Genomic DNA, 26751 nt, shown 5'->3' on the forward strand with positions numbered 1-26751 from the left:
GCCTGGTTGGATGTTGACCCTGGTACGACAGCTCGTCGAGCTAGAGAAGAGGCGACGTGACTACTGTTCTGACCCCCGCGAACCCGCTGACCGCGGCGGACCGCTGCGACCGCTGCGGCGCCCAGGCCTACCTGCGCGTCGTTCTCATCAGCGGTGGCGAGCTCCTGTTCTGCGCGCATCACGGGCGCAAGTTCGAGCCGGAACTGAAGAAGATCGCTGCGGAAATACAGGACGAGACCGGACGACTCACCGCCGCCCCGGCGACGGTCGTCGAGGACTGACCTACACATCGCATACGACGAGCTCGGACCGGCATGACCGGTGCGTTGAGCGGCCACCCCCACCGAGGGGTGGCCGCTCAACGCTATTCAACATCACCATCCGTACGCGCTCGATCGCAAACCGTTCCGCTAACCCCGCGGCGAAACGGTGAGATTCACGCACACTTAGTGACGCGCCATTACGAGTGGCACATAAGTGCGCTTGATACCGCCACCCGGCGGGCAACAACACACACCAGGACGGCGCCACGCGCCCGCTACAGGAGGTGCCGGATCACACCGGCATAGGCGGAAACCCTGGTGTACACCCCCGGGTGTGCCGCCTCACCACAGCCCGTCCCCCACGAGACCAGCCCGACCAGTCGGCCGTGGACCACCAAAGGCCCCCCACTGTCGCCCTGGCAGGCGTCCCGTCCCCCCTGCGGCTCTCCCGCGCACACCATGGACGCGGGCATGTACGTGCCCGCCAGGCTCCCCGGGTAGGCGCGCGCACACCCCTCGTTCGACACCAGCCGCACCCGTGCGGCGCGCAGCACCGGTGAGTAGCTACCGTGCCCGTTGGTGTCGCCCCACCCGTAGACCGTGGCGCTCCCCTGGCGGTCGCCTCTCAGCTCGCGATCGCTTGCCAGGCGTATCGTGCGCCCGGGGAGCGAGCGGGCCAGCCGGACCACCGCGAGGTCGCCCGCGTTGGTCCGCGGGTTGTACGACGGATTGATCCACACATGGCGCACCGGGACCTCACGCCCCTGGTGGCCGCGCATATCCGAGCGGCCCGCCACGACCCGCAGGTCGCGGATGGCCCACCAGTCGGCTCCGAGCACATCACGACCGAAGCAGTGGGCGGCGGTCAGCACCACCCGGGGAGCTATCAGCGCCCCGCCGCAGAACTGGCCCGACCGGTCGACGCCGAAGCGCTCGCGGCTCGCCAGGGCCACCACCCAGGGGTGCGCCGATATGCCCGTTGGACGGCCGCCTATGACCCGTTCATGGTGTCTGTGGGCCCCTGTGGCGAAGGCGGGGGTGGACGTGGCGAGCGGCACCGCAGCCGCGAAGAGCGCGAGTCCGCCGACCACCGCGGCGGCCGTCCGACGGCGGGGTCTGGTGCACATACGGTCTCCTGACCATCCGGAACGGTTGGGACACTCAGCGTCATCCACCTGGAGCCGTACCGCATCCGGAAAAGCCCGCGGGCCCGCAACCTCGCGAGGAGGTCACGGGCCCGCGAAAGACGGCGCCACGAAGGGCTCAGTCCAGGTAGTCCCGGAGCACCTGGGAACGCGACGGGTGGCGCAGCTTGGACATGGTCTTGGACTCGATCTGGCGGATCCGCTCACGGGTCACGCCGTAGACCTTGCCGATCTCGTCCAGCGTCTTCGGCTGGCCGTCGGTGAGGCCGAAGCGCATGGAGACCACGCCCGCCTCGCGCTCGGAGAGGGTGTCCAGGACGGAGTGCAACTGCTCCTGCAACAGGGTGAAGCTGACCGCGTCGGCCGGGACGACCGCCTCGGAGTCCTCGATGAGGTCACCGAACTCGCTGTCGCCGTCCTCGCCCAGCGGAGTGTGCAGGGAGATCGGCTCGCGGCCGTACTTCTGGACCTCGATGACCTTCTCCGGGGTCATGTCCAGTTCCTTGGCCAGTTCCTCCGGGGTGGGCTCGCGCCCCAGGTCCTGGAGCATCTGGCGCTGCACACGGGCGAGCTTGTTGATGACCTCGACCATGTGCACCGGAATACGGATGGTGCGGGCCTGGTCGGCCATGGCTCGGGTGATCGCCTGCCGGATCCACCAGGTGGCGTACGTGGAGAACTTGTAGCCCTTGGTGTAGTCGAACTTCTCCACCGCGCGGATCAGACCCAGGTTGCCCTCCTGGATCAGGTCCAGGAACAGCATGCCGCGGCCGGTGTAGCGCTTGGCCAGCGAGACCACCAGACGGAGGTTGGCCTCCAGCAGGTGGTTCTTGGCGCGGCGACCGTCCTCGGCGATGATCTCCAGCTCGCGCTGGAGCTTGGGCGCGAGCTTGTCGGCCGCGGAGAGCTTGTCCTCCGCGAACAGGCCCGCCTCGATGCGCTTGGCGAGCTCGACCTCCTGCTCGGCGTTGAGCAGCGGCACCTTGCCGATCTGCTTGAGGTAGTCCTTGACCGGGTCGGCGGTGGCGCCGGCCGCGGCGACCTGCTGCGCGGGCGCGTCGTCCTCGTCGTCGTCGGAGAGCACGAAGCCCTCGGACTCCGGCTGGTCGGGGCCGGCCTCACCGGGCTTGCCGGGCGCCTCGTCCAGCAGGTCCTCGGCCTCGACGAGGTCGTCCTCGGCGGTCTTCTTCGCCGTGGTCTTCTTGGCCGTCGCCTTCTTCGCCGGGGCCTTCTTCGCCGCGGTCTTCTTGGCGGCCGCCTTCTTCACGCCCGCCCCGGCGGCGTTCTCCTCGGCGTCGGCCTCCAAGGAGACCTCCGCGGTGGCCGACGGGGCGGTCACCGTCTTGGCGGCGGCGGTCTTCTTGACGGTGCTCGTCGTGGTGGCGACGGGCTTGGTGGCAGTACGCTTCGCCGGGCTCTTGGCTGCGACGCTCTTGCGGGTGCGCTTCGGCGCCTCTGCGGCACTGACCATCAGCGTCACACCCTCCTCGTCGAGGACCTGGTTGAGGCTGCGCAGAACGTTCTTCCACTGGGTTGCCGGAATCTGGTCCGCCTCGAAGGCCCGACGGACGTCGTCGCCTGCGATCTGGCCCTGTGCCTTACCCCGCTCAATGAGCGCCATCAGAGACTCGGATTCGGTGATCTCCGGCGGGAGCGTACGGGATGTGCTGGCCGACACGAACAACCTCTCGGAACGATGGGAACGACTTCCGACCGCGCCTGCACCCGGCAGGGGATCGGCCGCCGGCGGGGATGGTCCGGCGGTGGAGGCGGGACCGCACAGGAACACAGCATCTGCGATGTCGTCCGTATTCCTTCTGCGGCACCACCTCTTAGGTCATCGCGCCTCTCCTACGAGTGTTACGCGGGTCCTGCGTGGCCCGTGTCACACCGTAATTCAGCGTAAACCAGCTCTTAGCCCGGCACTTCCACCGAAGACGGCCGCCGCCGGGCCCGTTCGGAGGGGTCGGCGGCGGCCGGGGACATCGGCGCACGGAAGACGCGGGCGGAACACCCGGCGACGGGGCCGTCCTTGTCCGGCGGTACGGCGCGGCGTGGGCGGGAGCGGCGAGTGGGCGGCCGCCGGGTTCAGTGCTCGCGCGGCGCCGGAACGACGCGGTCCACTTCGGGGTGCGGGGTGAGCAGCTGCCGCATGGCGCCCTCCGCGCCCTGAGCGTCCCCGTTCGCCAGGGCCTCGACGACGGCCAGGTGCAGCCCGACCGCCGCCTCGGTGGGGCGGTCGCAGCCGGTGACCGGGCCGCCGGAGACCTGGAGCGCCGAGGAGACGATGCCGGACAGGTGCTCCAGCATCCGGTTGCCGGTGATCTGCAGGACGAGAGCGTGGAACTCGGCGTCGGCGCGGGAGAAGGTCAGCGAGTCCCCCTGGGCGACCGCGTGGCCCATGATCTCGGCCATGTCGGCGAGACGCTGCTGGACGTCCTCACGGCCATGACCGGCCGCGAGCCGGGCCGCGAGCGGCTCGATGGTCCAGCGCAGTTCGGACAGCTCGCGCCGCTGGTCGTCGCGCTGCGGGCCGAAGGCCCGCCACTCGATGATGTCGGGGTCGAGCAGGTTCCAGTCGCTGACCGGGCGGACCCTGGTGCCGACGTTGGGGCGGGCGCTGACGAGGCCCTTGGCCTCCAGGACGCGCAGTGATTCACGGACGACGGTGCGGGAGACCTCGAAGCGCTGACCGATCTCCTCGGGGACGAGCGGGCGGTCGGCGCCGAGATCGCCGGAGACGATCATCTGGCCGAGCTGCTGGACGAGTTGGCCGTGCAGGCCGCGCCCTCGGCTGCCTCCGGCGCGGCGCCCGACCCGCCCCATCTCGGTATCCACCCCGTCCCAGTTGGGGTTACCGGGGCGGTCGGTGCCGGGGGCTTCCCCGTACGGGTAGCGGTCGAGCTCCCCATGCCCGGCGAGGCCGGAGTCGACGGGGCGGGCCGCGGTCATCATGGTGTGCGCAAGGGTAGTCACGCATCCTTTGTCGGCGATGTCCCCGGCGGCCTTGAGGGCTTTGCTGAAAAGCACACGAAAGGGTGATCGCCCCTCACCGCATAATTGACGCTTTATCGTAAAGAAACGTGCTTTCTCAGGGGAGTTACGGACACATCAACGCGACTGCCAGACTCGTCCCACACGTCAACACCCCTGTGCGGTAAGGGAGTAGACCAACGAGGCCGCGCAACAGGCCAGCACAGCACAGAAGTTGGCTGCGTTCGGGTCCGTGAATCACACCTCGGGGCGCAGCATCGGCGGATTGAGCAACGTCGCGCCGCCGGCCCTGAACAACTGGGCGGGACGGCCTCCTTGGCGCGTTGTGGTACCGCCCGCCGGAACCAGGAAGCCCGGCGTTCCGGTCACCTTGCGGTGGAAGTTTCGCGGATCCAGCGCCACACCCCACACCGCCTCGTAGACCCGGCGCAGCTCGCCGACGGTGAACTCGGGCGGGCAGAACGCGGTGGCCAGCGATGAGTACTCGATCTTCGACCTGGCGCGCTCCACGCCGTCGGCGAGGATCTGCGAGTGATCGAAGGCGAGCGGCGCGCGATGCTCCTCGCCCGGCGCACCGTTCTCCGCCTGCAACAGGTCGTCCACCGGAGCCCACCGCGCGCTGCGCGCGTCGCCCCCGGCCCGCGGAGCCGGGAGGTCGGGCGCCAGCACCAGGTGCGCGACGCTGACCACCCGCATCCGTGGGTCGCGGTTCGGATCGCCATAGGTGGCGAGCTGTTCCAGATGCGCCCCGCCGGTGCCGTACGGCCCCGCCGCGCCGAAACCGGCCGGAACGGGCTGCTGGGTACGCAGCCCGGTCTCCTCCGCGAGCTCACGGGCGGCGGCCTCGGCGAGGTTCTCGTCGGGCCTCACGAATCCCCCGGGCAGCGCCCACCGCCCCTGGTACGGCGGCTCACCCCGGCGGACGGTCAACGCGCACAGCGCATGCTGACGCACGGTGAGCACGACCAGATCGACGGTGACAGCGAAGGGCGGATGGGCCGACGGGTCGTAGGGCGACATGACGTGATCATAGTCGTCTCACTGACGATAAACAGCTGGTTCGGGGGATGCGTGGCGGGGTCGGTGCTCGGGGGGCGCCCCCGCCCCCCTCCCCCTCCCTCCCCTCCCCCGAGTTCCAGCGTGCGGCCGGATATCGGCCCCGCGGCCGGTGGCTGACCGCGCCCGGGTGAACCGATGGCGGCGCGGACGTCTACCGTTCCGATCGGTGCCTCCTGCGGGCGCCGCACGCGACCAGCCGCCAGTGCCGATCCAGCCGTACCAGCCTGAGGAGAACGATGGCCGTCCTTCGCCAGCCCGGCGCCGTGCTCACCGACCACACCTTCAGCGTCCCGTTGGACCACTCACGCCCCGACGGGGAGCGGATCGAGATCTACGCTCGCGAGGTGGTGGCGGTGGGCCGGGAACGCGAGCCGCTGCCCTGGCTGTTGTTCCTCCAGGGCGGCCCGGGTGGGCGCTCCCCTCGCCCGCTGGGCCGGGACAGCTGGTTGAGCCGGGCACTCGACGACTACCGGGTGCTGCTACTGGACCAGCGGGGCACCGGACGGTCCACCCCGGCGAACCGGCAGACCCTGCCCAAGCGTGGTGACGCCGCCGCGCAGGCCGCGTATCTGGCGCACTTCCGTGCCGACGCCATCGTGGCCGACTGCGAACTGATCCGCCGCCAACTGGTGGGCGCGGACGGGCAGTGGTCGGTGCTCGGGCAGAGCTTCGGCGGATTCTGCACGCTGACCTATCTGTCGTTCGCGCCGCAGGGGGTACGGGAGGCGTTCATCACCGGCGGGCTCGCCGGACTGCGTTCCAGCGCGCGGGACGTCTACCGGGCCGCGTATCCGCGTGTGGAGCGCAAGAACCGGCGGCACTATGAGCGTTATCCGCAGGACGCCGAGCTCGCCCAGGCGGTGGTTCGCCATCTGCGCGACCACCAGGTGCGGTTGCCCGGCGGTGCGGTGCTGACGCCAGAGGCCTTCCAGTCGTTGGGGATCATGCTTGGGACCAGCAACGGGTCGCATACTCTGCACTACCTGCTGGAGGACGCCTTCCTTCCGGGTTCGGGCGAACGCACGCTTTCCGACTCCTTCCTTTCCGAGGTGCAGGGTCATCTGTCCTTCGCGGCCAATCCGCTCTATGCGGTGCTGCACGAGTCGATCTACGGCCAGCGGTCGGTCTCCAGCCAGTGCACGGGCTGGGCGGCGGAGGCGGTCCGGGCGGAGTTCCCGCAGTTCGACGCCGAAAAGGCGCTGTCCGGTGATGGCCCGCTGCTGTTCACCGGGGAGATGATCTACCCCTGGATGTTCACCGCCGACCCCGTTCTCGAACCGCTGCGGGAGGCGGCGGAGCTCCTCGCGTCGCGTGAGGACTGGCCGGATCTGTATGACGTCGACCAACTCGCCCGCAATGAGGTGCCTGTTGTGGCCGCTGTTTACCACGACGACATGTATGTCGACACCGCCGACTCGCTGGAGACGGCCGCGGCGGTCAAGGGACTGCGCACCTGGGTGACCGACGAGTACGAGCATGACGGGTTGCGGGTGAGCGGTGGGCGGGTGCTGGATCGGTTGATCCGCCTGGCGCGGGGCGAGTTGTAGCGGGCAGCCGCCCACGCCGGCGCATGGCCCGGTGCGTTCTCGTGGGGGACTCAGCATCGTCGTCCGTCTCCCTTCCGCGTTCGGGTCGGGCGGTGTGCCCGGCGGCGGGTGCCGGGGCGGTTGGCGGGGCTGGTGTCGGTGGCCGGGCGTCCCTTGGGTCCGGTGGCCGGCTGTGGGGTCGTGGTGCCGCGCGCCTGCCGCTTGCTGCGTTCCTGTCGGAGGCACTGGCGCAGTGGTTCGGGATCCAGGCCGTTGTTGCAGGCCCGGTGCAGCAGCTTGGCGAAGGTGTATTCGGGGTCGGCGTCCAGTGCCCGGTCGAAGGCGACGCGTGCGGCGGGCTCGTCTCCGACGGACCAGCAGACCCAGCCGGCCAGGGTGAGTGGCGCGGCGGAGTGGTCGGTGTAGGCGCCGACGCAGCGGCGTGCCAGCGCGCGCCACAGTCTTAGCGCGGGGGCGGCGTCCTGTCCTTCCATCCATTCGGCTGCCTGGTCGCGGGTCTCGCGGTCCTGGAGGCCGAGGATGATCGCGGCTGCCTCGGCGTCCGCGAGGAGGGTGTCGTCGTGGGTGTCGCCCGCGGTGTCGTCGGAGGCGGCTGGGGTGGTGCGGAAGCGGTGGAGGGCGGCTTCGGCGAGGGTCAGTGTCTCCTCTCGGACGGTGAGGATGTCTCCGTCGCGGAGCATGCGGGGGACGAGTTCGGCGCAGGCCTGGTCGAGGGCGGCTTCCTGGGGGGCGGCTCGGGGTGGGCCGAGTGGTGTGTACCGGGCTTGCATCTCCTTGAGGGTTCCGCGTACCTGGATGCCGGCGTAGGCCGCGGCGGCGGCCATGACGGAGGTGCCGTCCTGGGGGATGGGTGTTCCGTCGGGTGGGCAGCAGCCGATGTCGGGGCAGCAGTAGGACCACCACCGGCCGTCGCTGACGCAGAGGGCTTCCATGACCGGTACGTCGAGGGTGCCGCATGCGGTGCGGAGGTGTTGGGCGAGGGGTCGTAGTCGTTCCATGGTCTGCTGGGGGCGTTCGCCGGGGCGCGGGTCCTGGCAGAGGAACACGGCGATGCCGTCGGGGTGGTCGGGGCGGCTTGCCTCTCCGATCAGGCAGTCGGCGAGTTGGGCGGCGACGTGGCGCCACTCGGCGGGGTCGGCCGGGATGCCGAGGCGTAGTCGTCCGCCGAAGCGGCCGCGGGCTCCGTGCAGGGCGACCATGACGATGCTGTCGTCCGGGTGGAAGCCCAGGACGAAGGGCAGTGCCTCGGCCAGGTCGGCGGGACCACGCAGGGTGACTCGTGGTTCGCGGGGTGGATGGGACGCTGAGGATTCGGTGTGCTGTGTCATGGGGTGAAGATCCCGCGGTGTGCCGCGCGCCCGCCAGCCCTGTGGATAACTCCCTCGTTTCGTACGATGAGCTGCGCGAAATGGCATGACCGGTTCGAGGGACGGGTTGTCCACAGGCTCTGGCCGCAGTTCGCGCGTTGTCGGTGGCATCGGGTTGCATGGGGGCATGAGCGAGAACCTGCGTACCGCTGCCGATGCCGTGCTCCGCCGTCTTGTCGGTGACCCCACCGGCTCCGCGCGGCTGCGTGAGGATCAGTGGCGGGCGATCGAGGCGCTGGTCGCGCAGCGGCGTAGGGCCCTGGTGGTCCAGCGCACCGGCTGGGGTAAGTCCGCGGTGTACTTCGTGGCCACGGCGCTGCTGCGGGAGCGTGGCAGCGGGCCGACGGTGATCGTCTCGCCGCTGCTCGCGCTCATGCGCAACCAGATCGAGGCCGCTGAGCGGGCGGGTATTCGGGCCCGCACGATCAACTCGGCGAACACCGAGGAGTGGGACACAGTGCAGGCCGAGGTGGCCGCCGGTGCGGTGGACGTGCTGCTGGTGAGCCCGGAGCGGTTGAACAACCCCGACTTCCGGGATGATGTGCTGCCCAAACTGGCGGCGACCACTGGCTTGTTGGTGGTGGACGAGGCGCACTGTATTTCCGACTGGGGCCATGACTTCCGGCCGGACTACCGCCGGTTGCGGACCATGCTGGCCGAACTTCCGCCCGGTACACCGGTGTTGGCGACCACGGCCACCGCGAACGCCCGGGTGACGGCCGATGTGGCCGAGCAGTTGGGCACCGGTGGCCGTCCGGACCAGGATGGGGGTGCGCTGGTGCTGCGCGGCCCGCTTGATCGGGAGAGCCTGGCGCTGGCCGTGCTGCGGCTTCCTGATGCGGCGCACCGGTTGGCCTGGCTTGCCGATCATCTGGAGGCACTGCCCGGTTCGGGGATCATCTACACGCTGACCGTGGCGGCGGCGGAGGAGGTGACCGCGTTCCTGCGGCAGCGCGGTTATGCCGTCGCCTCCTATTCGGGGAAGACGGAGGACGCCGATCGGCGCACCGCGGAGGCCGATCTGCTGGCCAACCGGGTCAAGGCGCTGGTGGCGACCTCGGCGCTGGGGATGGGTTTCGACAAGCCCGACCTGGGTTTCGTGGTGCACGTCGGTTCTCCGTCGTCTCCCATCGCCTACTACCAGCAGGTGGGGCGGGCTGGTCGTGGTGTGGACCATGCCGAGGTGCTGCTGCTTCCCGGCCGTGAGGACGAGGCGATCTGGCGGTACTTCGCGTCGCTGGCGTTCCCTGGTGAGGAGCAGGTGCGCCGCACGCTCGAGGTGCTCGCGGAGGCGGACCGGCCGGTGTCGCTTCCGGCGCTGGAGGCCCGGGTCGACCTTCGCCGCTCCCGGCTGGAGACCATGCTGAAGGTCCTGGACGTGGACGGCGCGGTGCGCCGGGTGCGCGGCGGCTGGACGGCGACCGGGGAGCCGTGGGTGTATGACGCCGAGCGGTATGCGTGGGTGGCCCGGCAGCGTGAGGCCGAGCAGCAGGCGATGCGGGACTACGCGGCCACCACGGGCTGCCGGATGGAGTATCTGCGACGGCAGTTGGACGATGAGGCGGCCGAGCCGTGTGGCCGCTGTGACAACTGCGCCGGGGCCCGCTTCCCTGAAGGTGTTTCGGCTGACGCGCTGGACGCTGCCAGAGCCGCGTTGGGCAGGCCCGGTGTGCAACTGGAGCCGCGCCGTATGTGGCCGACCGGGATGCCCGCGGTGGGTGTGGACCTGAAGGGGCGGATTCCGGTCGGCGAGCAGGCGCTGAGCGGTCGGGCGCTCGGCAGGCTGTCGGACATCGGCTGGGGCAACCGGCTGCGCCCCATGTTCGCCGAGGGCACGCCCGACGGTCCGGTGCCCGGGGACGCGGTGGACGCTGTGGTGCGGGTGCTCGCGGACTGGGCCAAGGGGCCCGGTGGTTGGGCGAGCGGCGATCCCGGCGCGCCGGCGCGTCCGGTCGGCGTGGTCACCGTGGACTCGCGCAGCCGCCCGCAGCTGATCGAGTCGTTGGGCGCGCGGATCGCGGAGATAGGCCGGATGCCGCTGCTGGGCCGGTTGTGCTACGCGGAGGGCCAGGCGCCGGAGCGCATACCGCGCAGCAACAGCGCCCAGCGGCTGCGTGCGCTGCACGGCGCGTTCACCGTTCCGCCGGAGGTGGCCGCCGAGTTGGCCCGCAACCCGGGACCGGTGCTGTTGGTGGATGACTTCGCGGACACCGGCTGGACGCTGGCGGTCGCCGCCCGGCTTCTGCTGCGGTCCGGCGCTCAGGCGGTGTTGCCGCTGGTCCTGGCCATGCAGGGCTGATCGGAGGCTGGTTCACGACGGCGCCGACGGGATCTAACCGGCGGACAGGTCCATACCGGTCGGGTGGCGGCAATTGCTCATTGCCGCACGTCCGTACGGAAGGAAGAATTGGAGCGGACCCCCGGCTGGCTCATCGAGCCCCAGGACCGGCGTACGCCCGTGCCCAGTACCCGAGCGCGCGCACGAAGGGAGGACCATGGCTTTCGGCTTCTCTCCGGAAACCGGAGCCGACGCGGCCTCCCGCCTGAGTCGGATCCTGGGTCTCGAGGAGTGGACGGCATGCGGGATACCGCTGCTGCCCAGGCCCCGGGATGTCGTCAAGGACCTGTACACCCGTCATCTGCCGTCTCCGGCGACCGCGGTGGTGGCGGTGTTCGCCCCGGACGGGCGTGCGGCCGCCAGTGCCTCGTTCTCCCAACGGGCGGCCAGCGTGGACGGGTGGGAGCACCGCAACGCGATACTCGCCCATCTGCGCCGGGTCATCCCGCACGATCTGCGCCGTCGTGTTCCCATACGGACCGCCGTGCTGCTGGTGTGCAGGGACGGTGTGCCCGGCTGGACCGCGGCCGACGGAGCGTGGATGTGGGGCCTGCGCGACGCATGCACGTTGCACGGGCTGCGCTGCGGGGCGTACATCACGCTCACCCCGAGCGGCTGGCATGTGCTGGGCGACGGGCGCAGTGGCCGTACGCCGCACGCCGGTTCGTGGTCGGAGCGCGCCGGAAGCCCGGCGGCACTCGGCTCGACCGACGCGGCGCCGCAGGCCGTCCGCCGCCAGGTGGCCCGCTGAGCGCGGGCCGACCCCCCGTCGTGACGCGAAGGCGCGCCGGTCAGAGCAGTGCGCGCAGCCGCTCGGGGTCGCCGCAGACGACGAGCAGCGATTCCGCTCGGGCCATCGCGGCGGGCAGTGCCTGCGCCGACTCCTCGTCGGTGCCGCCGTTCACGGCGAGCACCACCACGGGCCGCTTCCCGGCACGTTCGGCGGTGGCACGCGCGTAGAAGACGTCGTCGGCCTCGTCCTGCTGGCGCCAGTAGGGCTCCTCACCGAACGACAGCTCGTGCTGCGCCCAGGGGTGGATCTCGCCGGTGGTCAGCACCAGGATGTCGGAGGGCGCACGTCCGGAGTCCAGCAGTTCGTCGACCGCGTTGTCGGCCGCCTCGATAGCGGTGACGTCGGTGGCCGGGACCAACTGGATCTGCGCCGTGGCTTCGGCGGCTCGCGTAGCGGACGGTCCCGCCGGGGCGGTCGTCCGAGCGGAGCCGGGGTGTCCGGGCGACGGATGGGTACGGGTCGCGCGCGGCGGCGCCGGGCGCGGGCCGGGTCGGGGACCGGGAACCGGGACGGGGCGGGGGGCTTGCGGAGTACGGGTTCCCCCCGCTGCGGCGCGCGGGCCCGGGACACTCTCGTGAATCTGTGGCTCCTCGGGGATGAGAGGCATGATGAGTTGTCTATCAAATGCGGTGGACGGACACAGCAGCGGGTAGGTCAGAAGTCGAAACCCAACTGCTCGGACTCGTCCGCCTCGTCGATAATCTGGCGGACCTTCTTCAGATGTCGCCAGCGCGGCAACGAGTCAAGGTACGCCCAGGACAGTCGGTGGTATGGGGTGGGCCCCCACTCCTCCAGTGCGGCACGGTGCACCGGCGAAGGGTACCCCGCGTTCTCGGCGAACCCGAACGCGGCGTATTGCGCGCCGAGTTCGGCCATTCGCGCATCGCGCCATACTTTGGCGATCACCGAGGCGGCGGCAACCGAAACACAGGACTGATCGCCCTTGATCACGGTGCGCACCTGCCAGGGACCGCCGAGGTAATTGTGCTTGCCATCCAGGATGACGGCATCGGGTGCCACCGACAACCCTTCCAGCGCGCGTACGGCGGCAAGTCGCAATGCCGCGGTCATTCCGAGCTCGTCGATCTCCTCGGGTGAGGCATGGCCCAGCGCGTGATCGGTGACCCAGCCGGCGAGTTGCCCGGCCATGGCGGTGCGCCGTTTGACGGTGAGCAGTTTGGAGTCGGTGAGACCTTCCGGCGGGCGACGCAGCCCGGTGACCGCCGCGCACGCGGTGACCGGTCCCGCCCACGCGCCCCGGCCGACCTCATCGATACCGGCGACGATCCGGACGCCGAGGGTGGCGCGAAGCGAGCGTTCGACGCTGTGGGTGGGTGGTTCGTACGGCATGGCAATGCCAAGCCTACGCCCCCTGTTCGACCGGTGAGGCGGCGCCGTCCCTCTGCCGCCCGCCCACCGCTCACCAGCGCCGATCCGGAACCGCTCCCCGAACGCGCCGGGCATGCCCCGGTCCGAACTCCCCTGCGGTAGAAGGCAGTTCGGACGGGGACAAGCGGAAGCAGGCGCGGGCGCTGCGCCGCGGGCTGTCAGGCCTGCGAGGAGTCAGGGCGTACGAGCCAGTCGGGCAGCGGCTCGGTGCGACGCTGCCATTCCGCGGGCGCGGCGCCCGACTGCCGGGCGGCCAGCACACCGCCGACGATCGCGCAGGTGGTGTCGACGTCGCCGCCGGCGCGCGCCGTGGTCCACAGCGCCCGCTCGAAGTCGTCGAGGTTGCGGGCCGCGGCCCACAGGGCGAACGGCACCGTGTCATGGGCGCTGGTGCGCCGTCCGCAGCCCAGTACGGCGGCGACGGTCCCGACGTCCGCGTAGTCGAGCATGTCGCGGGCGCGGCGCAGCCCGGCGTGCACGGCGCTGCGCGGCACCAGGTCGATGACCGCGCTCAGCAGGTCCGCCGGTGCCTTCGGTCCCTCGGGGGCGGCCACCAGGGCCGCGGCGGCGGCCACCGCCATCGCGCCGACCACCGCCTCGCGGTGCTGGTGCGTGGTGTAGGCGGAGATCTCCGCCTGGTGGGTGGCCTGTACGGGGTCGTCGGCGTACCAGGCGCCGAGCGGTGCGATGCGCATGGCGGCGCCGTTGCCCCAGGAGCCCTGCCCGTTGAAGACGCCCGCCGCCAGTTCCCGCCAGTCGGCGCCCTCCTGCCGGATCAGCCGCAGGATGCGGTTGACGGTCGGGCCGTAGCCGCGGTCGAAGTCGTGGTGCTCCGCGAACGAGCGCGCGAGGTCGTCCTGGTCGATCCGGCCGTGCCGGACGAGGACGTTCAGCACCGAGCAGGCCATCTCGGTGTCGTCCGTCCACTGCCACGGCGCGGGCGGCAACTCCCTGCTGTGCAGGGCCGGGTAGTTGGACGGCACGAAGAACTGCGAGCCCAGTGCGTCGCCGACGGACAGTCCGCGCAGGCTGGCGAGGGCCCGGTCGAAACGCTCGGGCAGCAGGGTGTCAACGGTCATGGCGACGGAAACTCTGACATCACCCCTGAACAGGGTCAATCACCGTGTGCGCAAACTCACCGGTCTCACGGGCGGCGCCTAGAGCGGCACACCCGGCACCGCACCGATCACAGGCCGCACCGGGACCCCATAAATACAAGGCACCGTGTCTTGTAAAGTGGCATCATGGCGGAAACGGCGGCGCGCGGCAGACCCCGCAGCGAGACGGCCCGGCGTGCGGTGCTGGACGCGGCGCTGCGGCTGTGCCAGCGCGACGGCTACCAGGCGCTGACCATCAAGGGGATCGCCCAGGCCGCGGGTGTGGGGCGGCAGACCGTCTACCGCTGGTGGCCGACGAAGGAGGCCGTGCTGCTCGAAGCGCTGCGCGACCTCGTCCACCGCCAGAGTGCCCGGCTCGCCCCGGACACCGGCGACACCCTGGCGGACGTACGTACGCTGCTGGACACGACGTTCCGGCTCGCGCGGGAGCTGACCGGGCACGCGCTCGTCGGCCTGATGGCACAGGCGCAGCACGACCCGGACCTGTCCGCCCGGCTGCAGGGCACCGTGATCGGCCCGCGCCGGGCGGCGCTGCGCGATGTGCTGGCGCGTGGTGTGGAGCGCGGCGAACTCAGCGACGGCGAGGTCCCGCTGGACCTCGCCGTCGACCTCGCCTTCGGCACGATGTGGTACCGGCTGATAAGCCACCACGCCCCGGTCGACGACGACCTGGCGGCCCAGCTCAGCCGCACGCTGTGGCGGCTGCTGCGACCCGGCGGGCCGGGTCAGGCGGAGCGCTGCGCCGCCCCGTAGCGGCGTTCCGCCAGCGGCGCGTGCGCCACGAAGTCCTCGAAGCGGCGCTGTCCCACGGCATGCCCGGGGGCCAGCAGGCCGCCGTCGCGCACCGCCCTGACCAGCCTGCCCGGAAGCGGCACCGGCACCACCGGCCGGCGGCTTCCTCGTGCCCGCAGTACCGCTGCGACCACGTCGGCCGCGCTCAGGACCTGCGGTCCGCCCAGGTCGGGCACGCGCCCGGCCGCCTCGCCGACGGCGAGCTGCGCAACCTTGTCCGCGACCTCGCCCACGTCGATCGGCTGGAACGACACCCCGGACGGAACACACACCACCGGCAGCCGGGCCAGTTGCTGCGCCACCACGAGCAGCAGGTCGTGGAACTGGGTGGCCCGCTGCACCGTCCAGGGCAGCCCGCTGCCCTCCAGCTCCTGTTCCACCTGCCGCTTGACCCGGTAGTAGCCGTACGGCACGCGGTCGACGCCGACGATCGACACATACAGCAGATGCGGTGCCCCTGCGCCCCGGGCCGCGGCGATCAGGTGCCGGGCGGCGACGACGTCGTTCTTCCAGTGCCGGTTGTCGCTCGCGCAGTGCACCACCGCGCCCACCCCGTCCAGTGCCGCGTCGAGCCCGGTGCCCCCGGTGAGGTCACCCACCGCCCACTGCGCCTGCTCCGGCACCATGGCCGTCCGGTCGGCGCGGCGGCTGAGCACCCGCACCCCCCGCCCCTCGGCCACCAGCCGCCGGACCACCGCGGCGCCGAGCACACCCGTACCGCCGGTCACCAAAATCGTGTCCATCGCCGTCTCATTCCCTCCGTGCGGGCCGGGACCCACGGCGGGTGGCCGGTACCGGCCACCCGCGAACCTCCCGGCGGAGATCTCACGGGAGAGACCGGACAGCCCGCCGAACCGTGACAGCCGCGGGTCACGCGGTGGTGTGCCCGGCCCACTGCCGGCCGAAGAACTCCAGCTTCCGCGGATTGAGCACGTTGCGCAGCCCGACGATGCCCTGGTGGGCGAACTCCGGCACCAGCACGCCGAGCACCCTGGACCTGAGCAGCGCGACCATCGCGGGCTCGCCGTTCACCTCGACGATCTCCACCCGAAGGCCCGGCGGCGCCTTGAGCACCAGCCCGGCGACCAGGCGGGCCACCTTCGACGGGCCGAGCACCGGACGCAGCGCGGCCGACACCCGGCCGCCGCCGTCCGCCCAGGCCACCACGTCCTGCGCGAGGAGTTCCTCAAGGCCCGCCACATCGCCGTCCGCGGCGGCGCGCAGGAACTCCTCGACCATCCGCCGCCGCTGCTCCCACGTCGCCTCGAAACGGGCCTGCGGCTCGCCGACCCGGCTGCGGGCCCGGCGCAGCAACTGGCGGCTGTTGTCCTCGGACAGCTCCAGCACCTCGGCGATCTGCGCATGCGGGTAGCCGAACGCCTCACGGAGCACGAAGACCGCGCGCTCCGCCGGGGTCAGCCGTTCCAGCAGCACCAGCAGCGCGAAGGAGACCGACTCGCGCCGCTCGGCGCTCTCCAGCGGCCCCAACGCGCCGTCCGCGGTCAGCACGGGCTCCGGCAGCCAGGGGCCGACGTACCGCTCGCGGCGCAGCCGCGCCGAATCCAGTACGTTCAGGCACAGGTTGACCACCGTCCTGGCCAACCACGCGCCGGGCACCGCGACTTGGCCGCGGTCCGCGCGCTGCCACCGCAGATAGGCGTCCTGCACCACGTCCTCGGCCTCGGCGGCCGAGCCCAGCATGCGGTAGGCCACCGCGAACAGCCGTGGCCGCTCCCGCTCGAACACCACGGCCGGCTCCGCGAGCGCCGCCGGAAGGCACGACGACCCGGCGCTCGGCGAAACCGCCTGAACCGGGGCGGAGTTCACACCGTCCACGCCTGCACCACATCGATGATGTCACCCGCCACCGACAACAGGTCCGCGTCCAACTCCGCGCGCTGCTCCAGCCTGCCGACCGCCGCCGGGCGGTACTTGCCGCGCTCGGTGGAGGAGTCCCACATCGACAGGACCAGGAACTCGCTTCCCGCGCCCTCCGCGAAGACGCCCCTGAGCATCCCGGGCGACCCGGCCATCGCCGGGTTCCACACCTTCTCCTGCATCGTCATGAAGTGCTCCACCTGCTCGGGACGCACCCGAAGGTGCGCGGCGCGCACCAGGTCCGCGTCCCTGAACTGGGCCCGGAACCCGACCTTCACCTCCTGACGCTGCTCGAAGAGGCGGACGTCGGCGCGGTCGTAGGTGCCCGCCTGGGCCACGGCTATGGAGTCGTGCGGCCCGGCCATGAACATGTCGTAGAACCGGCGGTTCTCCCAGAAGCAGAAGACATGCGCCTCGTTCGGGCGACCGCGCCCCCATCCGCCGCCCTGTCCCCGGAACCCCGGCTCGCCCAGCAACCCCGACCACTCACGCTGCCCGCGCTCGAACGCCTGCCGGTCCAGCACACGGCAGCGACTCCACTTCACCAGCACCGCGCCATCTTATGGCCGCCAGGTGCCCGCACCGTGCGGGCGGCAAAGCCCGTCACCCGCCCAACTCCCCTTGTGGGCACGGTCGTACGATCACGGCATGGACGCTCTGTACCCACGCCTGCTGGTCCGCGACTTCGACGCCGCCACCCGGTTCTGGTCCGCGGCGCTGCGCGACCTGCTCGGCGTCGAGCCGGTCAAGGTGCTGCCCGACCACGGGTACGCGAACTGGGACGTGGACGGCCAGGCGGTGCTCGTGCTGTACGCGCGCGAGGCGGTCGCCCGCACCGTCGGCACCGAGGCGCTGCCGGCGCGGTCGCCCGGGCAGGACACGGCGATGCTGGTGCTGCGGGTCGACGATGTGGACGAGGCCGCGCGCAGGCTCGCCGGGCACGGCGCCATGGTCGTCGTGGAGCCGCGCGACCGCCCGCAGTGGGGCCCGAACCTGCGCACCGCGCATCTGCGCGACCCGGAGGGCAACCTCATCGAACTCCAGTCGTACTGACCACCGGCACAGCATGAGGCGGGGCGCGGACCTTCCAGTCCGCGCCCCGCCTCATGCCTCACTCAGCGGTGTCAGCTGCACCCGCTGGTCGAGCCGCAGCCCTCGCACACGTAGCAGCTGCCCGCGCGGCGCATCTTGGTGCCGCAGGAGAAGCACAGCGGTGCGTCGGCGTTCAGGCCCTGCTGGATCTCCAGCAGTTCCGTGGAGTTGTGCGCCAGCCGGGGCGACGGCTGCTCGGCCGCGTCCTGGGTGCCGCGGGCCGGGGACTGCTTGGGCGGCTCCACCTGGCGGGGCGCCGACTGGGCCAGGCCCTCGACGTCCACGTCCTCGCCCTCCGGCTCGTAGGAGCCGGTGTCCAGGTGCCGCTGACGCTCCTCGGCGGAGTGGATGCCGAGCGCGGAACGGGTCTCGAAGGGCAGGAAGTCCAGCGCCAGGCGGCGGAAGATGTAGTCGACGATCGACTGCGCCATCCGCACGTCCGGGTCGTCGGTCAGACCGGCCGGCTCGAAGCGCATGTTGGTGAACTTCGAGACGTAGGTCTCCAGCGGCACGCCGTACTGCAGGCCGACGGACACGGCGATGGAGAAGGCGTCCATCATGCCCGCGAGGGTCGAGCCCTGCTTGGACATCTTCAGGAAGACCTCGCCGAGACCGTCGTCCGGGTAGGAGTTGGCGGTCATGTAGCCCTCGGCGCCGCCCACCGTGAAGGACGTGGTCAGTCCCGGACGGCCCTTCGGCAGCCGCTTGCGGACCGGGCGGTACTCGACGACCTTCTCCACCTCGGCCGGGGCGGTGGCCTGCCCGGCCTTCTTCTCCTCTTCCTTCTTCTTCGCCGAGAGCGGCTGGCCCACCTTGCAGTTGTCGCGGTAGATGGCCAGCGCCTTCAGGCCCAGCTTCCAGCCCTCGAAGTAGATCTCCTCGATCTCCTCGACGGTGGCGGACTCCGGCATGTTCACGGTCTTGGAGATGGCGCCGGACAGGAACGGCTGGGCGGCCGCCATCATCCGGACGTGGCCCATCGGCGAGATGGCCCGCTCGCCCATGGCGCAGTCGAAGACCTCGTAGTGCTGCGGCTTCAGGCCCGGGGCGTCGATGACGTTGCCGTGCTCTGCGATGTGCGCGACGATCGCCTCGACCTGCTCCGGCTGGTAGCCGAGCCGCTTGAGGGCCTTGGGCACGGTGTTGTTCACGATCTGCATCGACCCGCCGCCGACCAGCTTCTTGAACTTCACCAGCGCCAGGTCCGGCTCGACACCGGTGGTGTCGCAGTCCATCATCAGGCCGATGGTGCCGGTAGGCGCCAGCACGCTCGCCTGCGCATTGCGGAAACCGTTCTTCTCGCCGAGCCGGATCACGTCCTGCCAGGCCTCGGTCGCCGCGGCCCACACCGGGGTGTCCAGGTCGTCCATGCGCGTGGCGACGGCGTTGGCGTCCGCGTGCTGCTTCATGACGCGCTTGTGGGCGTCGGCGTTGCGGGCGTAGCCGTCGTACGGGCCGACGACCGCGGCCAGTTCGGCGGAGCGCCGGTAGGAGGTACCGGTCATCAACGAGGTGATGGCACCTGCCAGGGCACGGCCGCCATCGCTGTCGTAGGCGTGGCCGGTGGCCATCAGCAGGGCGCCGAGGTTGGCGTAGCCGATGCCCAGCTGGCGGAAGGCGCGGGTGGTCTCGCCGATCTTCTGGGTGGGGAAGTCGGCGAAGCAGATGGAGATGTCCATCGCGGTGATGACCAGCTCGACCACCTTGGCGAAGCGCTCGGCGTCGAAGCTCTGGTTGCCCTGGTCGTCGTCGCGCAGGAACTTCATCAGGTTCAACGAGGCCAGGTTGCACGAGGAGTTGTCCAGGTGCATGTACTCGCTGCACGGGTTCGAGGCGGTGATCCGGCCCGACTCCGGCGAGGTGTGCCAGTGGTTGATGACGTCGTCGTACTGGATGCCGGGGTCGGCGCAGGCCCAGGCGGCCTCGGCCAGCTTGCGGAACAGGCTCTTCGCGTCGACCTCCTCGATGACCTCGCCGGTGAGCCGGGCGCGCAGGCCGAACTTCTCACCGTTCTCCACGGCCTTCATGAACTCGTCGTTCACCCGGACCGAGTTGTTGGCGTTCTGGTACTGGACGGAGGTGATGTCCTCGCCGCCGAGGTCCATGTCGAAGCCCGCGTCGCGCAGCGCGCGGATCTTCTCCTCCTCCTTCACCTTGGTCTCGATGAAGGCCTCGACGTCCGGGTGGTCCACGTCCAGCACGACCATCTTGGCCGCACGGCGGGTCGCGCCACCGGACTTGATCGTTCCTGCCGAGGCGTCGGCGCCGCGCATGAAGGACACCGGGCCGGAGGCGTTGCCGCCGGAGGAGAGCAGTTCCTTGGAGGAGCGGATGCGGGAGAGGTTCAGGCCGGCGCCGGAGCCGCCCTTGAAGATCATCCCCTCTTCCTTGTACCAGTCGAGGATCGAGTCCATCGAGTCGTCGACGGAGAGGATGAAGCAGGCCGACACCTGCTGCGGCTGGGCGGTGCCGACGTTGAACCACACCGGGGAGTTGAAGCTGAAGATCTGGTGCAGCAGGGCATAGGCCAGCTCGTGCTCGAAGATCTCTGCGTCCGCGGGGGAGGCGAAGTAGCCGTGCTCCTCGCCCGCGGCGCGGTAGGTCTTCACCACGCGGTCGATGAGCTGCTTGAGGCTGTTCTCACGGCTGGCGGAGCCGACGGCGCCACGGAAGTACTTGCTGGTGACGATGTTGACCGCGTTCACCGACCAGAAGTCGGGGAACTCCACGCCGCGCTGCTCGAAGTTGACCGAGCCGTCGCGCCAGTTGGTCATGACGACGTCGCGGCGCTCCCAGACCACCTCGTCGTACGGGTGCGTACCAGGAGTGGTGTGGATGCGCTCGATCCGCAGGCCCTTGCCGGGCTTGGCGGTCCTGGTGGTCTTCACTGCCTTTTCGGCCTTCTCAGCGTTTCCGTCCTTGGAGCGAGAGCTACGTGCCGAGCCGCTCGTCGTCTCTGTCATGCCGCCTCCCTATACGGGCAAAACGCCCTGAAGTGCCACGGTTCTTCCCGCCGCACGGTGTTGTCTGCCGCCTCGGCGCCCGTGGCACCGGACGAAGTCTGTGTCCTGCTGTGTGTCGCGGTCCCGCGGTACGCCGCGCCGCGTGTCCCCCTGGGGGCAGGGCCGCGGGCGCCCGGTGGGGGCGCGCCGGGCCGCCCGGCCTCAGGGCGAGGCCGGGCCGGATGGGACGGGGACGGCCGCGCCCCCGTCGGTGCCTCGGGCGTCCGCCGACCGCGGGGCACGGGGTTCCCCGGACCGCTGACCTGGGCTGTCGGCCGGTGGCCGGGTGGCACAGGGGGCCGGGGCGGCCCCGGCGGCGCCGCCCGCCCGTAGCTCGTTGATGGCCGCCTCGAAGTCGTCGAGCGAGTCGAAGGCCCGGTAGACCGAGGCGAACCGCAGGTAGGCGACGAGGTCGAGGTCCTGGAGCGGGCCGAGTATCGCCAGTCCCACGTCGTGGGTGGACAGTTCGGCGCTTCCGGTGGCCCGGACGGCCTCCTCGACGCGTTGGCCGAGCTGGGCCAGCGCGTCCTCGGTGACCGGGCGGCCCTGGCACGCCTTGCGCACCCCGGCGATGACCTTGTCCCGGCTGAAGGGCTCGGTCACTCCGCTGCGCTTGATCACCATCAGGGACGCGGTCTCGACCGTGGTGAACCGCCGACCGCAGTCGGGGCACTGGCGTCGCCGCCGGATCGAGGTTCCGTCGTCGGTGGTGCGGCTGTCGACCACGCGGCTGTCTGGGTGCCTGCAGAAGGGGCAGTGCATGTCCTCTCCCTCCTCACCCTGATGTCCGCACACGGACGACCGTCGCGCGGATATGGAAAAACATCGCTTCGCACGGCCTGTTGGGTCCCGCGAAGCAGCCTCAAGCATAGGCGATCCCTGGGGCCGCGAAGACCGCGGGAACCACAACTTGTAGGTGGCTGTCCCCCATCAAACCACTAGATCTGGTGCCGGGGGTCAATGTGCCGTGCTCGCGTGTCGCGGCGGCGCGGCGCCTGCGAGCCTACGTGAAGCCCGGGTACGGTGTGCGCGCGGCCCCGGGTGTCACGCTGGGTGCCACGCGGACGACGGTGGGGTACGGTGCGCGGCGCCGGGCGGCCCGGGCCGGAATCCGGCGGCGGGCCGCCTGACATGGCCAAATTCCGGCCTATACACCCAATAACTTGATCACGACAGGTGAATCATAAATTTTCACTCGAACGTGTGTTTGGCGCAACCTTTCGAAAGCAACTACCGTTGTCTCACTAGGGAGAACACCAGAGAGGGGCCGCCGTGACCACGACCGCAGACAGCGCGACCATCAGCGCCCAGGACCGCTCCCAGGACCGGCTCGATCCGATGAACGTGATGAACGACGACACTCCCAAGCCAGGACGCTCGCTGCCCGGCCGCCCGCCGGGCATCAGGGCCGACAGCTCCGGCCTCACCGATCGGCAGCGCCGGGTCATCGAGGTCATCCGGGATTCGGTGCAGCGCCGCGGCTATCCCCCGTCGATGCGGGAGATCGGTCAGGCCGTCGGCCTGTCCAGCACGTCCTCAGTGGCCCACCAGCTGATGGCGCTGGAGCGGAAGGGGTTCCTACGGCGCGATCCGCACCGCCCCCGCGCCTACGAGGTGCGCGGTTCCGACGCCCCGCACTCGCAGCCCACGGACACCACCGGCAAGCCCTCCGCATCCTATGTGCCGCTGGTGGGCCGGATCGCGGCCGGTGGGCCGATCCTGGCCGAGGAGTCGGTGGAGGACGTCTTCCCGCTCCCCCGCCAACTGGTCGGTGACGGCGACCTGTTCGTGCTCAAGGTGGTGGGTGACTCGATGATCGAGGCGGCCATCTGCGACGGCGACTGGGTCACGGTACGCCGCCAGCCCGTCGCCGAGAACGGGGACATCGTGGCCGCGATGCTTGACGGCGAGGCCACCGTCAAGCGCTTCAAGCGGGAGAACGGGCATGTGTGGCTGCTGCCGCACAACGCCGCCTACCAGCCGATCCCCGGCGACGAGGCGACCATCCTCGGCAAGGTGGTGGCCGTACTGCGCCGGGTCTGAACGACCCGGCCGAACGACACGACCCGGACCCCGGAACCCAGCACGGTTCCGGGGTCCCGCCGTGTCGGCACTCCCGCCGGGCTCCGCGCCCCGGACCGCCCTCAGCCCGTCGCTTCGGCCGCCGCCGCGATGGCCGCCAGCGACCGGCGCACCTGGTTGCGGTCCGTGGTGTACCAGAACTCCGGCATCGAGGCCCGCAGGAACCCCCCGTACCGGGCCGTGGCCAGCCGCGGATCGAGCACCGCGACCACACCACGGTCACCGGTGGCACGGATCAGCCGGCCCGCCCCCTGCGCCATCAGCAGCGCCGCGTGAGTGGCGGCCACCGCCATAAACCCGTTACCACCGTTTTCCTCAACGGCCTTTTGCCTGGCGCTCATCAGCGGATCGTCAGGGCGCGGGAACGGAATTCTGTCCATCACCACGAGTTGGCAATTGGAACCAGGAACATCCACGCCCTGCCACAGCGACAGCGTGCCGAACAAACACGTGCCGGCGTCATCGGCGAAAGTGCGGATCAGTTCCCCGAGCGTCTCCTCGCCCTGCAGCAGGATCGGGAAGTCCAGTCGGCCGCGCAGCGCCTCGGCCGCCGCCTGGGCGGCCCGCATAGAGGAGAACAGCCCCAGCGTCCGGCCGCCGGCCGCCTCGATCAGTTCGGCGAGTTCGTCCAGCATGTCGGTGCGGCTGCCCTCGCGCCCCGGTGTCGCCAGGTGCTTGGCGACGTAGAGGATGCCCTGCTTGCGGTAGTCGAAGGGCGACCCGACGTCGATCCCCTGCCACACGGGCATATCGTCGCCCCCGGTACCCTCCGGGGCCAGGCCCAGTGAGGCCGCCACCCCGTTGAAGTCGCCCCCGAGCTTGAGGGTGGCCGAGGTCAGCACCACCGAACGCTCGGCGAACAGCTTCTCGCGCAGCAGCCCGGAGACCGACAGCGGCGCGACCCGCAGCGAGGCGCCGAAGCGGTCGTGCCGCTCGCACCAGACCACGTCGTACTCCGACTCCTCCAGCAGCCGCTCGGCCACCCCGTGCACGTTCTCGATCGACGCCAGCGCCTGCTTGCGCACCGCGTCCTCGTCCGCCACCGAACGGTCGCGCACCTCGCCCAGCGAAGTGATCACCTGGCGGCAGGCGTCCCGCAGCGCGGCCAGCACATACGCCAGGTCCTCCGGGATCTCCTCCAGGCGGCCGGGCAGCGCCAGCTCCATGACCCGCTCGAAGCCCTCGGCGGCGGTCAGCAGCGCGTCCGCGGCCTTCTCGTTGACCAGTTTGGCGGACCGCTTCACGGCGCGGTTGACGCCGCCCGGGGTCAGCTCGCCGGTGGCCACCCCGGTGACCCGGGAGACCAGTTCATGGGCCTCGTCGACGATCAGTACCTCATGGCTGGGCAGCACCGGGGCGCCCTCGATGGCGTCGATGGCCAGCAGCGCGTGGTTGGTGACCACGACATCGGCCAGTTTGGCCCGCTCCCGAGCGGCCTCGGCGAAGCACTCGGCGCCGTAAGGGCACTTGGTGGCGCCCAGGCACTCCCGGGAGGTGACCGAGACCTGGGACCAGGCACGGTCGGAGACACCGGGGCTGAGCGCGTCGCGGTCCCCGGTCTCGGTCTCGTCGGCCCAGTCCCGCAGCCGCACCAGGTCCTTGCCGAGCTTGCTGGTGGGCCCGCCCATCTGCTCCATGGGGTCGAACAGGCCGTCTTCCTCGTCACTGGGCACGCCCTCGTGCACCCGGTGCAGGCACAGGTAGTTCGAGCGGCCCTTGAGCATCGCGAACTGCGGTTCGCGGCGCAGCAGGGGGCCGAGCGCGGCCACGGTGCGCGGCAGGTCGCGCTCGACCAGCTGGCGCTGGAGGGCGAGGGTCGCGGTGGCCACCACCACCGGCTCGCCGTGTGCCAGCGCCGGGACCAGGTAGCCGAGGGACTTTCCGGTACCGGTCCCGGCCTGGGCCAGCAGATGGGTGCCGTCGTCCACGGCGGTCGCCACGGCCTGGGCCATGGCGACCTGGCCGGGGCGCTCCACACCGCCCACGGCGGTGACGGCGGCGTGCAGCAGTTCGGTGAGGTCGGGCTTGCTCATAGGAGTACCCACCCTACGTGCCGCCACTGACAACGGTCCCGGAAACCGGCGGCACCGCCGGACACTCCGCGAACCGCACCGGTCACAGCGCGTACAGCGGGTTGGGCACGGTCCCGTGGACGGCGGCGTGCGGGCGCTGCGGCCGGTCGCGGTAGCCGTCGAGGTGCAGCCGGTTGCGGTTCAGGCAGAGCCGGTCGATGCGCGGGGTGAGCAGGTCGAAGGTCACGAAACGCTCCTTCAGCTCGGGGAAGCGGTCCTGGTGGCGCAGCACCTCGTCGCGCACCAGCCCCCAGAACTCGTCCTCGGGAACGCCGAGTTGGTCCTCGCACAGCGGGGCGAGGTAGCGGAAGACGCCGACGAACAGGCCGGAGTGGATGAACTGGGTGAGGAACGTGGGTGGTTCGGTGAGCAGCACCTCCCGTACCGCGTCGGGCATGGTGCGGTGTTCCGGTAGGGGTTCGGCGCTGATGTTGATGTCGTCCACGAAGTCCTTGATCGCCAGCCGGACCGGTACGTCGTCCTCGTCGAAGACGACGATGGCGTTCTCGCCGTGCGGGGAGAAGACCGTTCCGTACTGGTAGAGGAAGTGCAGCAGCGGCGGCAGCAGGGCGGCGAACAGGCGGCGCAGCCAGGTGTGCGGGGCGAGTCCGGAGCGGCGGACGAGTTCCGCGGTGAAGGACCGCCCCTCGGGGTCGGTGTGGATCAGCGCGGCGAGGGTGCGGGCGCGCTCACCGGGGTCGAGGTGTCCGGTGAGCGGTTCGCGCCAGATGGCGCCGAGCAACTCCTTGTACTGGTAGGGGACTTCCGGCAGCCGGCGGTAGACGGGGTGGTCGACGGCGACGGAGGCGACCTCGCCCAGCAGGATCACCCGGCAGTCGTCGCGCAGGAACGGGTCGGCGTCGCGCACCGCGTGCACCCAGGAGGTGACGGCGGGCGCGGCGAGGGTGCGTTCGGTGGGCAGTCCGCGCCAGACGAGGGTGTTGAGGATGGACAGCGGCAGTTTGACGGTGTGCCGGTCGGGGCGGCTGGTGTTGAGGAAGGTGCGGATGGACTGCTGCGGCAGCCGCAGATCGCCGTCGGTGGGCAGTGGGACGATGTCGTCGGCGGCGATGGAGGAGGCGAACAGCGGCAGGACGGTCTCGTCCCACTGCCACGGGTGCACCGGCAGGTAGAGGTAGTCCTCGGGCATCAGGCCGCGCTCGCGCAGCGTACGGGCGAACAACTCGCGTACCGGTTCGTCCAGTTCGCGGGAGTAGAGCCGCTCGGGGCCGCTCAGCGACGGTACGCCGCGGTAGGCGGCGAGGGTGGTGCGCACCGCGATCCACGGCAGCGGCTGGGCGCGGCGGGCCTCCGGGGTCCAGCGGTCGGCGTCGCTGGCGGAGAAGCCGAGGCGGCCCTTGTTGACCACGATCCAGGGGTGGCCGGTCTGCCTGCCCTCCAACTCGGCGTAGTCCAGGTCGGCCAGTTCGCCGGCGTCGAGCGCTACGGCGTCCAGCCTGGCGTCGGCGATCAGTGTGGCGTTGAGTTCGCGTACCAGGTGGCCGAGGGTGTCACCGGTGATGCCGAGCTGGCGGTGTGCGTGGGTGAGGAAGTGCAGCGGGTCGCCGGTGGGGGTGAGCGACCGCGGGTCGACCCGCCAGCTTCCGTAGGCTCCGCGGCGGGCCTGGAAGTGGTAGGTGACGCCGTCCGCCAGGTCCAGCCGGTAGCCGCCCGCTTCGTCCTGGGGGATCGGGGTGAGCACCTCCTCGTAGCAGAACTCGCCGATCATCTTGGCGAGCAGACGGCGGGCGACGCGGATCCAGATTCCAGGGTCGAGTTCTGCGGGACGGTATAGCACGAAGCGGCTCCTGGGACGAGGG

At 70.8% G+C, this 26751-nt stretch carries 22 protein-coding genes; 7 read left to right on the forward strand and 15 right to left on the reverse strand.

All coding sequences use genetic code 11. From position 1 onward, the window contains the following. Positions 1 to 56: 56 nt before the first annotated feature. Positions 57 to 281 (forward strand): DUF7455 domain-containing protein, encoded by a 225-nt coding sequence (locus O5O46_RS18605; RefSeq protein WP_269856601.1) that lies wholly within the window; start codon positions 57 to 59, stop codon positions 279 to 281. Between the two features lie 257 nt (positions 282 to 538). Here the strand turns inward: O5O46_RS18605 and O5O46_RS18610 are convergent, their stop codons facing one another. The 4 genes from O5O46_RS18610 to O5O46_RS18625 all read right to left on the reverse strand — a co-directional run bounded on the left by O5O46_RS18610 (position 539) and on the right by O5O46_RS18625 (position 5422). Further along, positions 539 to 1390, reverse strand: a complete 852-nt coding sequence (locus O5O46_RS18610) for a S1 family peptidase (RefSeq protein ID WP_269856602.1) — start codon at positions 1388 to 1390, stop codon at positions 539 to 541. A gap of 136 nt (positions 1391 to 1526) precedes the next feature. Further along, positions 1527 to 3092: an RNA polymerase sigma factor gene (locus tag O5O46_RS18615; RefSeq protein ID WP_269856603.1), complete on the reverse strand. Its 1566-nt coding sequence runs from the start codon at positions 3090 to 3092 to the stop codon at positions 1527 to 1529. 404 nt (positions 3093 to 3496) lie between these two features. Continuing rightward, entirely contained in the window at positions 3497 to 4438 is a 942-nt protein-coding gene (locus O5O46_RS18620; protein WP_269856604.1) for a FadR/GntR family transcriptional regulator, read from the reverse strand. 201 nt (positions 4439 to 4639) lie between these two features. Beyond that, positions 4640 to 5422 carry an NUDIX hydrolase gene (locus O5O46_RS18625; RefSeq protein WP_269856605.1) on the reverse strand — a complete coding sequence of 261 codons (783 nt, stop codon included), beginning with the start codon at positions 5420 to 5422 and terminating at the stop codon, positions 4640 to 4642. Positions 5423 to 5697: 275 nt separating this feature from the next. Between O5O46_RS18625 and O5O46_RS18630 the strand changes: the two genes are divergently transcribed. Then, on the forward strand, positions 5698 to 7008 hold the full coding sequence (locus O5O46_RS18630) for an alpha/beta fold hydrolase (protein WP_269856606.1): 1311 nt from the start codon (positions 5698 to 5700) through the stop codon (positions 7006 to 7008). Between the two features lie 50 nt (positions 7009 to 7058). On the opposite strand, the gene O5O46_RS18635 is transcribed toward O5O46_RS18630, so the two are convergent. Continuing rightward, on the reverse strand, positions 7059 to 8336 hold the full coding sequence (locus O5O46_RS18635; RefSeq protein ID WP_269856607.1) for a DUF4192 domain-containing protein: 1278 nt from the start codon (positions 8334 to 8336) through the stop codon (positions 7059 to 7061). Positions 8337 to 8502: 166 nt separating this feature from the next. Here O5O46_RS18635 and O5O46_RS18640 point away from each other — a divergent pair, with 166 nt between their 5' ends. Together O5O46_RS18640 and O5O46_RS18645 are read left to right on the forward strand one after the other, a co-directional pair. After that, entirely contained in the window at positions 8503 to 10674 is a 2172-nt protein-coding gene (locus O5O46_RS18640) for a RecQ family ATP-dependent DNA helicase (protein WP_269856608.1), read from the forward strand. A 196-nt stretch (positions 10675 to 10870) separates the two neighbouring features. Continuing rightward, positions 10871 to 11464, forward strand: a complete 594-nt coding sequence (locus tag O5O46_RS18645; protein ID WP_269856609.1) for a hypothetical protein — start codon at positions 10871 to 10873, stop codon at positions 11462 to 11464. Between the two features lie 40 nt (positions 11465 to 11504). On the opposite strand, the gene O5O46_RS35345 is transcribed toward O5O46_RS18645, so the two are convergent. The 3 genes from O5O46_RS35345 to O5O46_RS18660 form a co-directional block, all read right to left on the reverse strand. Then, the gene (locus O5O46_RS35345) at positions 11505 to 11864 is read right to left on the reverse strand and encodes a hypothetical protein (protein WP_333482393.1); all 360 of its coding nucleotides are present in this window, start codon (positions 11862 to 11864) and stop codon (positions 11505 to 11507) included. Positions 11865 to 12160: 296 nt separating this feature from the next. Continuing rightward, complete coding sequence (locus tag O5O46_RS18655; protein ID WP_269856611.1) at positions 12161 to 12856, reverse strand: ribonuclease HII; 696 nt, start codon at positions 12854 to 12856, stop codon at positions 12161 to 12163. Positions 12857 to 13053: 197 nt separating this feature from the next. Then, positions 13054 to 13974, reverse strand: a complete 921-nt coding sequence (locus tag O5O46_RS18660) for an ADP-ribosylglycohydrolase family protein (protein WP_269856612.1) — start codon at positions 13972 to 13974, stop codon at positions 13054 to 13056. A gap of 165 nt (positions 13975 to 14139) precedes the next feature. On the opposite strand from O5O46_RS18660, the gene O5O46_RS18665 reads away from it, so the two are divergent. After that, positions 14140 to 14766: a TetR/AcrR family transcriptional regulator gene (locus tag O5O46_RS18665; protein WP_269856613.1), complete on the forward strand. Its 627-nt coding sequence runs from the start codon at positions 14140 to 14142 to the stop codon at positions 14764 to 14766. On the opposite strand, the gene O5O46_RS18670 is transcribed toward O5O46_RS18665, so the two are convergent. The 3 genes from O5O46_RS18670 to O5O46_RS18680 form a co-directional block, all read right to left on the reverse strand. Then, on the reverse strand, positions 14739 to 15548 hold the full coding sequence (locus O5O46_RS18670; protein ID WP_269856614.1) for an SDR family oxidoreductase: 810 nt from the start codon (positions 15546 to 15548) through the stop codon (positions 14739 to 14741). The two genes, O5O46_RS18665 and O5O46_RS18670, sit on opposite strands and share 28 nt — an antisense overlap. A 127-nt stretch (positions 15549 to 15675) precedes the next feature. Continuing rightward, on the reverse strand, positions 15676 to 16554 hold the full coding sequence (locus O5O46_RS18675) for an RNA polymerase sigma-70 factor (protein WP_269856615.1): 879 nt from the start codon (positions 16552 to 16554) through the stop codon (positions 15676 to 15678). Positions 16555 to 16628: 74 nt separating this feature from the next. Then, positions 16629 to 17234 (reverse strand): DUF4937 domain-containing protein, encoded by a 606-nt coding sequence (locus O5O46_RS18680; RefSeq protein ID WP_269856616.1) that lies wholly within the window; start codon positions 17232 to 17234, stop codon positions 16629 to 16631. Between the two features lie 97 nt (positions 17235 to 17331). Here O5O46_RS18680 and O5O46_RS18685 point away from each other — a divergent pair, with 97 nt between their 5' ends. After that, positions 17332 to 17736, forward strand: a complete 405-nt coding sequence (locus O5O46_RS18685) for a VOC family protein (RefSeq protein WP_269856617.1) — start codon at positions 17332 to 17334, stop codon at positions 17734 to 17736. Between the two features lie 71 nt (positions 17737 to 17807). On the opposite strand, the gene O5O46_RS18690 is transcribed toward O5O46_RS18685, so the two are convergent. Both O5O46_RS18690 and nrdR read right to left on the reverse strand, forming a co-directional pair. Next, the gene (locus O5O46_RS18690; protein ID WP_269856618.1) at positions 17808 to 20738 is read right to left on the reverse strand and encodes a vitamin B12-dependent ribonucleotide reductase; all 2931 of its coding nucleotides are present in this window, start codon (positions 20736 to 20738) and stop codon (positions 17808 to 17810) included. Positions 20739 to 20939: 201 nt separating this feature from the next. Next, positions 20940 to 21539, reverse strand: coding sequence for a transcriptional regulator NrdR (nrdR, locus tag O5O46_RS18695; protein ID WP_269856619.1), 600 nt, complete (start codon positions 21537 to 21539; stop codon positions 20940 to 20942). A 510-nt stretch (positions 21540 to 22049) separates the two neighbouring features. On the opposite strand from nrdR, the gene lexA reads away from it, so the two are divergent. Further along, positions 22050 to 22820 carry a transcriptional repressor LexA gene (lexA, locus tag O5O46_RS18700; RefSeq protein WP_269856620.1) on the forward strand — a complete coding sequence of 257 codons (771 nt, stop codon included), beginning with the start codon at positions 22050 to 22052 and terminating at the stop codon, positions 22818 to 22820. Positions 22821 to 22921: 101 nt separating this feature from the next. On the opposite strand, the gene O5O46_RS18705 is transcribed toward lexA, so the two are convergent. Both O5O46_RS18705 and O5O46_RS18710 read right to left on the reverse strand, forming a co-directional pair. Then, positions 22922 to 24892, reverse strand: coding sequence for an ATP-dependent DNA helicase (locus O5O46_RS18705; RefSeq protein WP_269856621.1), 1971 nt, complete (start codon positions 24890 to 24892; stop codon positions 22922 to 22924). A gap of 82 nt (positions 24893 to 24974) precedes the next feature. Next, entirely contained in the window at positions 24975 to 26729 is a 1755-nt protein-coding gene (locus tag O5O46_RS18710; protein ID WP_269856622.1) for an IucA/IucC family protein, read from the reverse strand. Positions 26730 to 26751: the final 22 nt, after the last annotated feature.

The sequence above is a fragment of the Streptomyces sp. RPT161 genome (assembly GCF_027533845.1).
Classification (GTDB): Bacteria; Actinomycetota; Actinomycetes; order Streptomycetales; family Streptomycetaceae; genus Streptantibioticus_A; species Streptantibioticus_A silvisoli_A.

Excerpts from the sequence above, each read along its gene's own strand:
- O5O46_RS18640 (WP_269856608.1), top strand. The coding sequence starts at position 8,503 with ATGAGCGAGAACCTGCGTACCGCTGCCGATGCCGTGCTCCGCCGTCTT.
- O5O46_RS18685 (WP_269856617.1), top strand. The coding sequence starts at position 17,332 with ATGGACGCTCTGTACCCACGCCTGCTGGTCCGCGACTTCGACGCCGCC.
- O5O46_RS18645 (WP_269856609.1), top strand. The coding sequence starts at position 10,871 with ATGGCTTTCGGCTTCTCTCCGGAAACCGGAGCCGACGCGGCCTCCCGC.
- O5O46_RS18655 (WP_269856611.1), bottom strand. The coding sequence starts at position 12,856 with ATGCCGTACGAACCACCCACCCACAGCGTCGAACGCTCGCTTCGCGCC.
- nrdR (WP_269856619.1), bottom strand. The coding sequence starts at position 21,539 with ATGCACTGCCCCTTCTGCAGGCACCCAGACAGCCGCGTGGTCGACAGC.
- O5O46_RS18610 (WP_269856602.1), bottom strand. The coding sequence starts at position 1,390 with ATGTGCACCAGACCCCGCCGTCGGACGGCCGCCGCGGTGGTCGGCGGA.
- O5O46_RS18705 (WP_269856621.1), bottom strand. The coding sequence starts at position 24,892 with ATGAGCAAGCCCGACCTCACCGAACTGCTGCACGCCGCCGTCACCGCC.
- O5O46_RS18625 (WP_269856605.1), bottom strand. The coding sequence starts at position 5,422 with ATGTCGCCCTACGACCCGTCGGCCCATCCGCCCTTCGCTGTCACCGTC.
- O5O46_RS18635 (WP_269856607.1), bottom strand. The coding sequence starts at position 8,336 with ATGACACAGCACACCGAATCCTCAGCGTCCCATCCACCCCGCGAACCA.
- O5O46_RS18670 (WP_269856614.1), bottom strand. The coding sequence starts at position 15,548 with ATGGACACGATTTTGGTGACCGGCGGTACGGGTGTGCTCGGCGCCGCG.
- O5O46_RS18630 (WP_269856606.1), top strand. The coding sequence starts at position 5,698 with ATGGCCGTCCTTCGCCAGCCCGGCGCCGTGCTCACCGACCACACCTTC.
- O5O46_RS18660 (WP_269856612.1), bottom strand. The coding sequence starts at position 13,974 with ATGACCGTTGACACCCTGCTGCCCGAGCGTTTCGACCGGGCCCTCGCC.
- O5O46_RS18665 (WP_269856613.1), top strand. The coding sequence starts at position 14,140 with ATGGCGGAAACGGCGGCGCGCGGCAGACCCCGCAGCGAGACGGCCCGG.
- O5O46_RS18690 (WP_269856618.1), bottom strand. The coding sequence starts at position 20,738 with ATGACAGAGACGACGAGCGGCTCGGCACGTAGCTCTCGCTCCAAGGAC.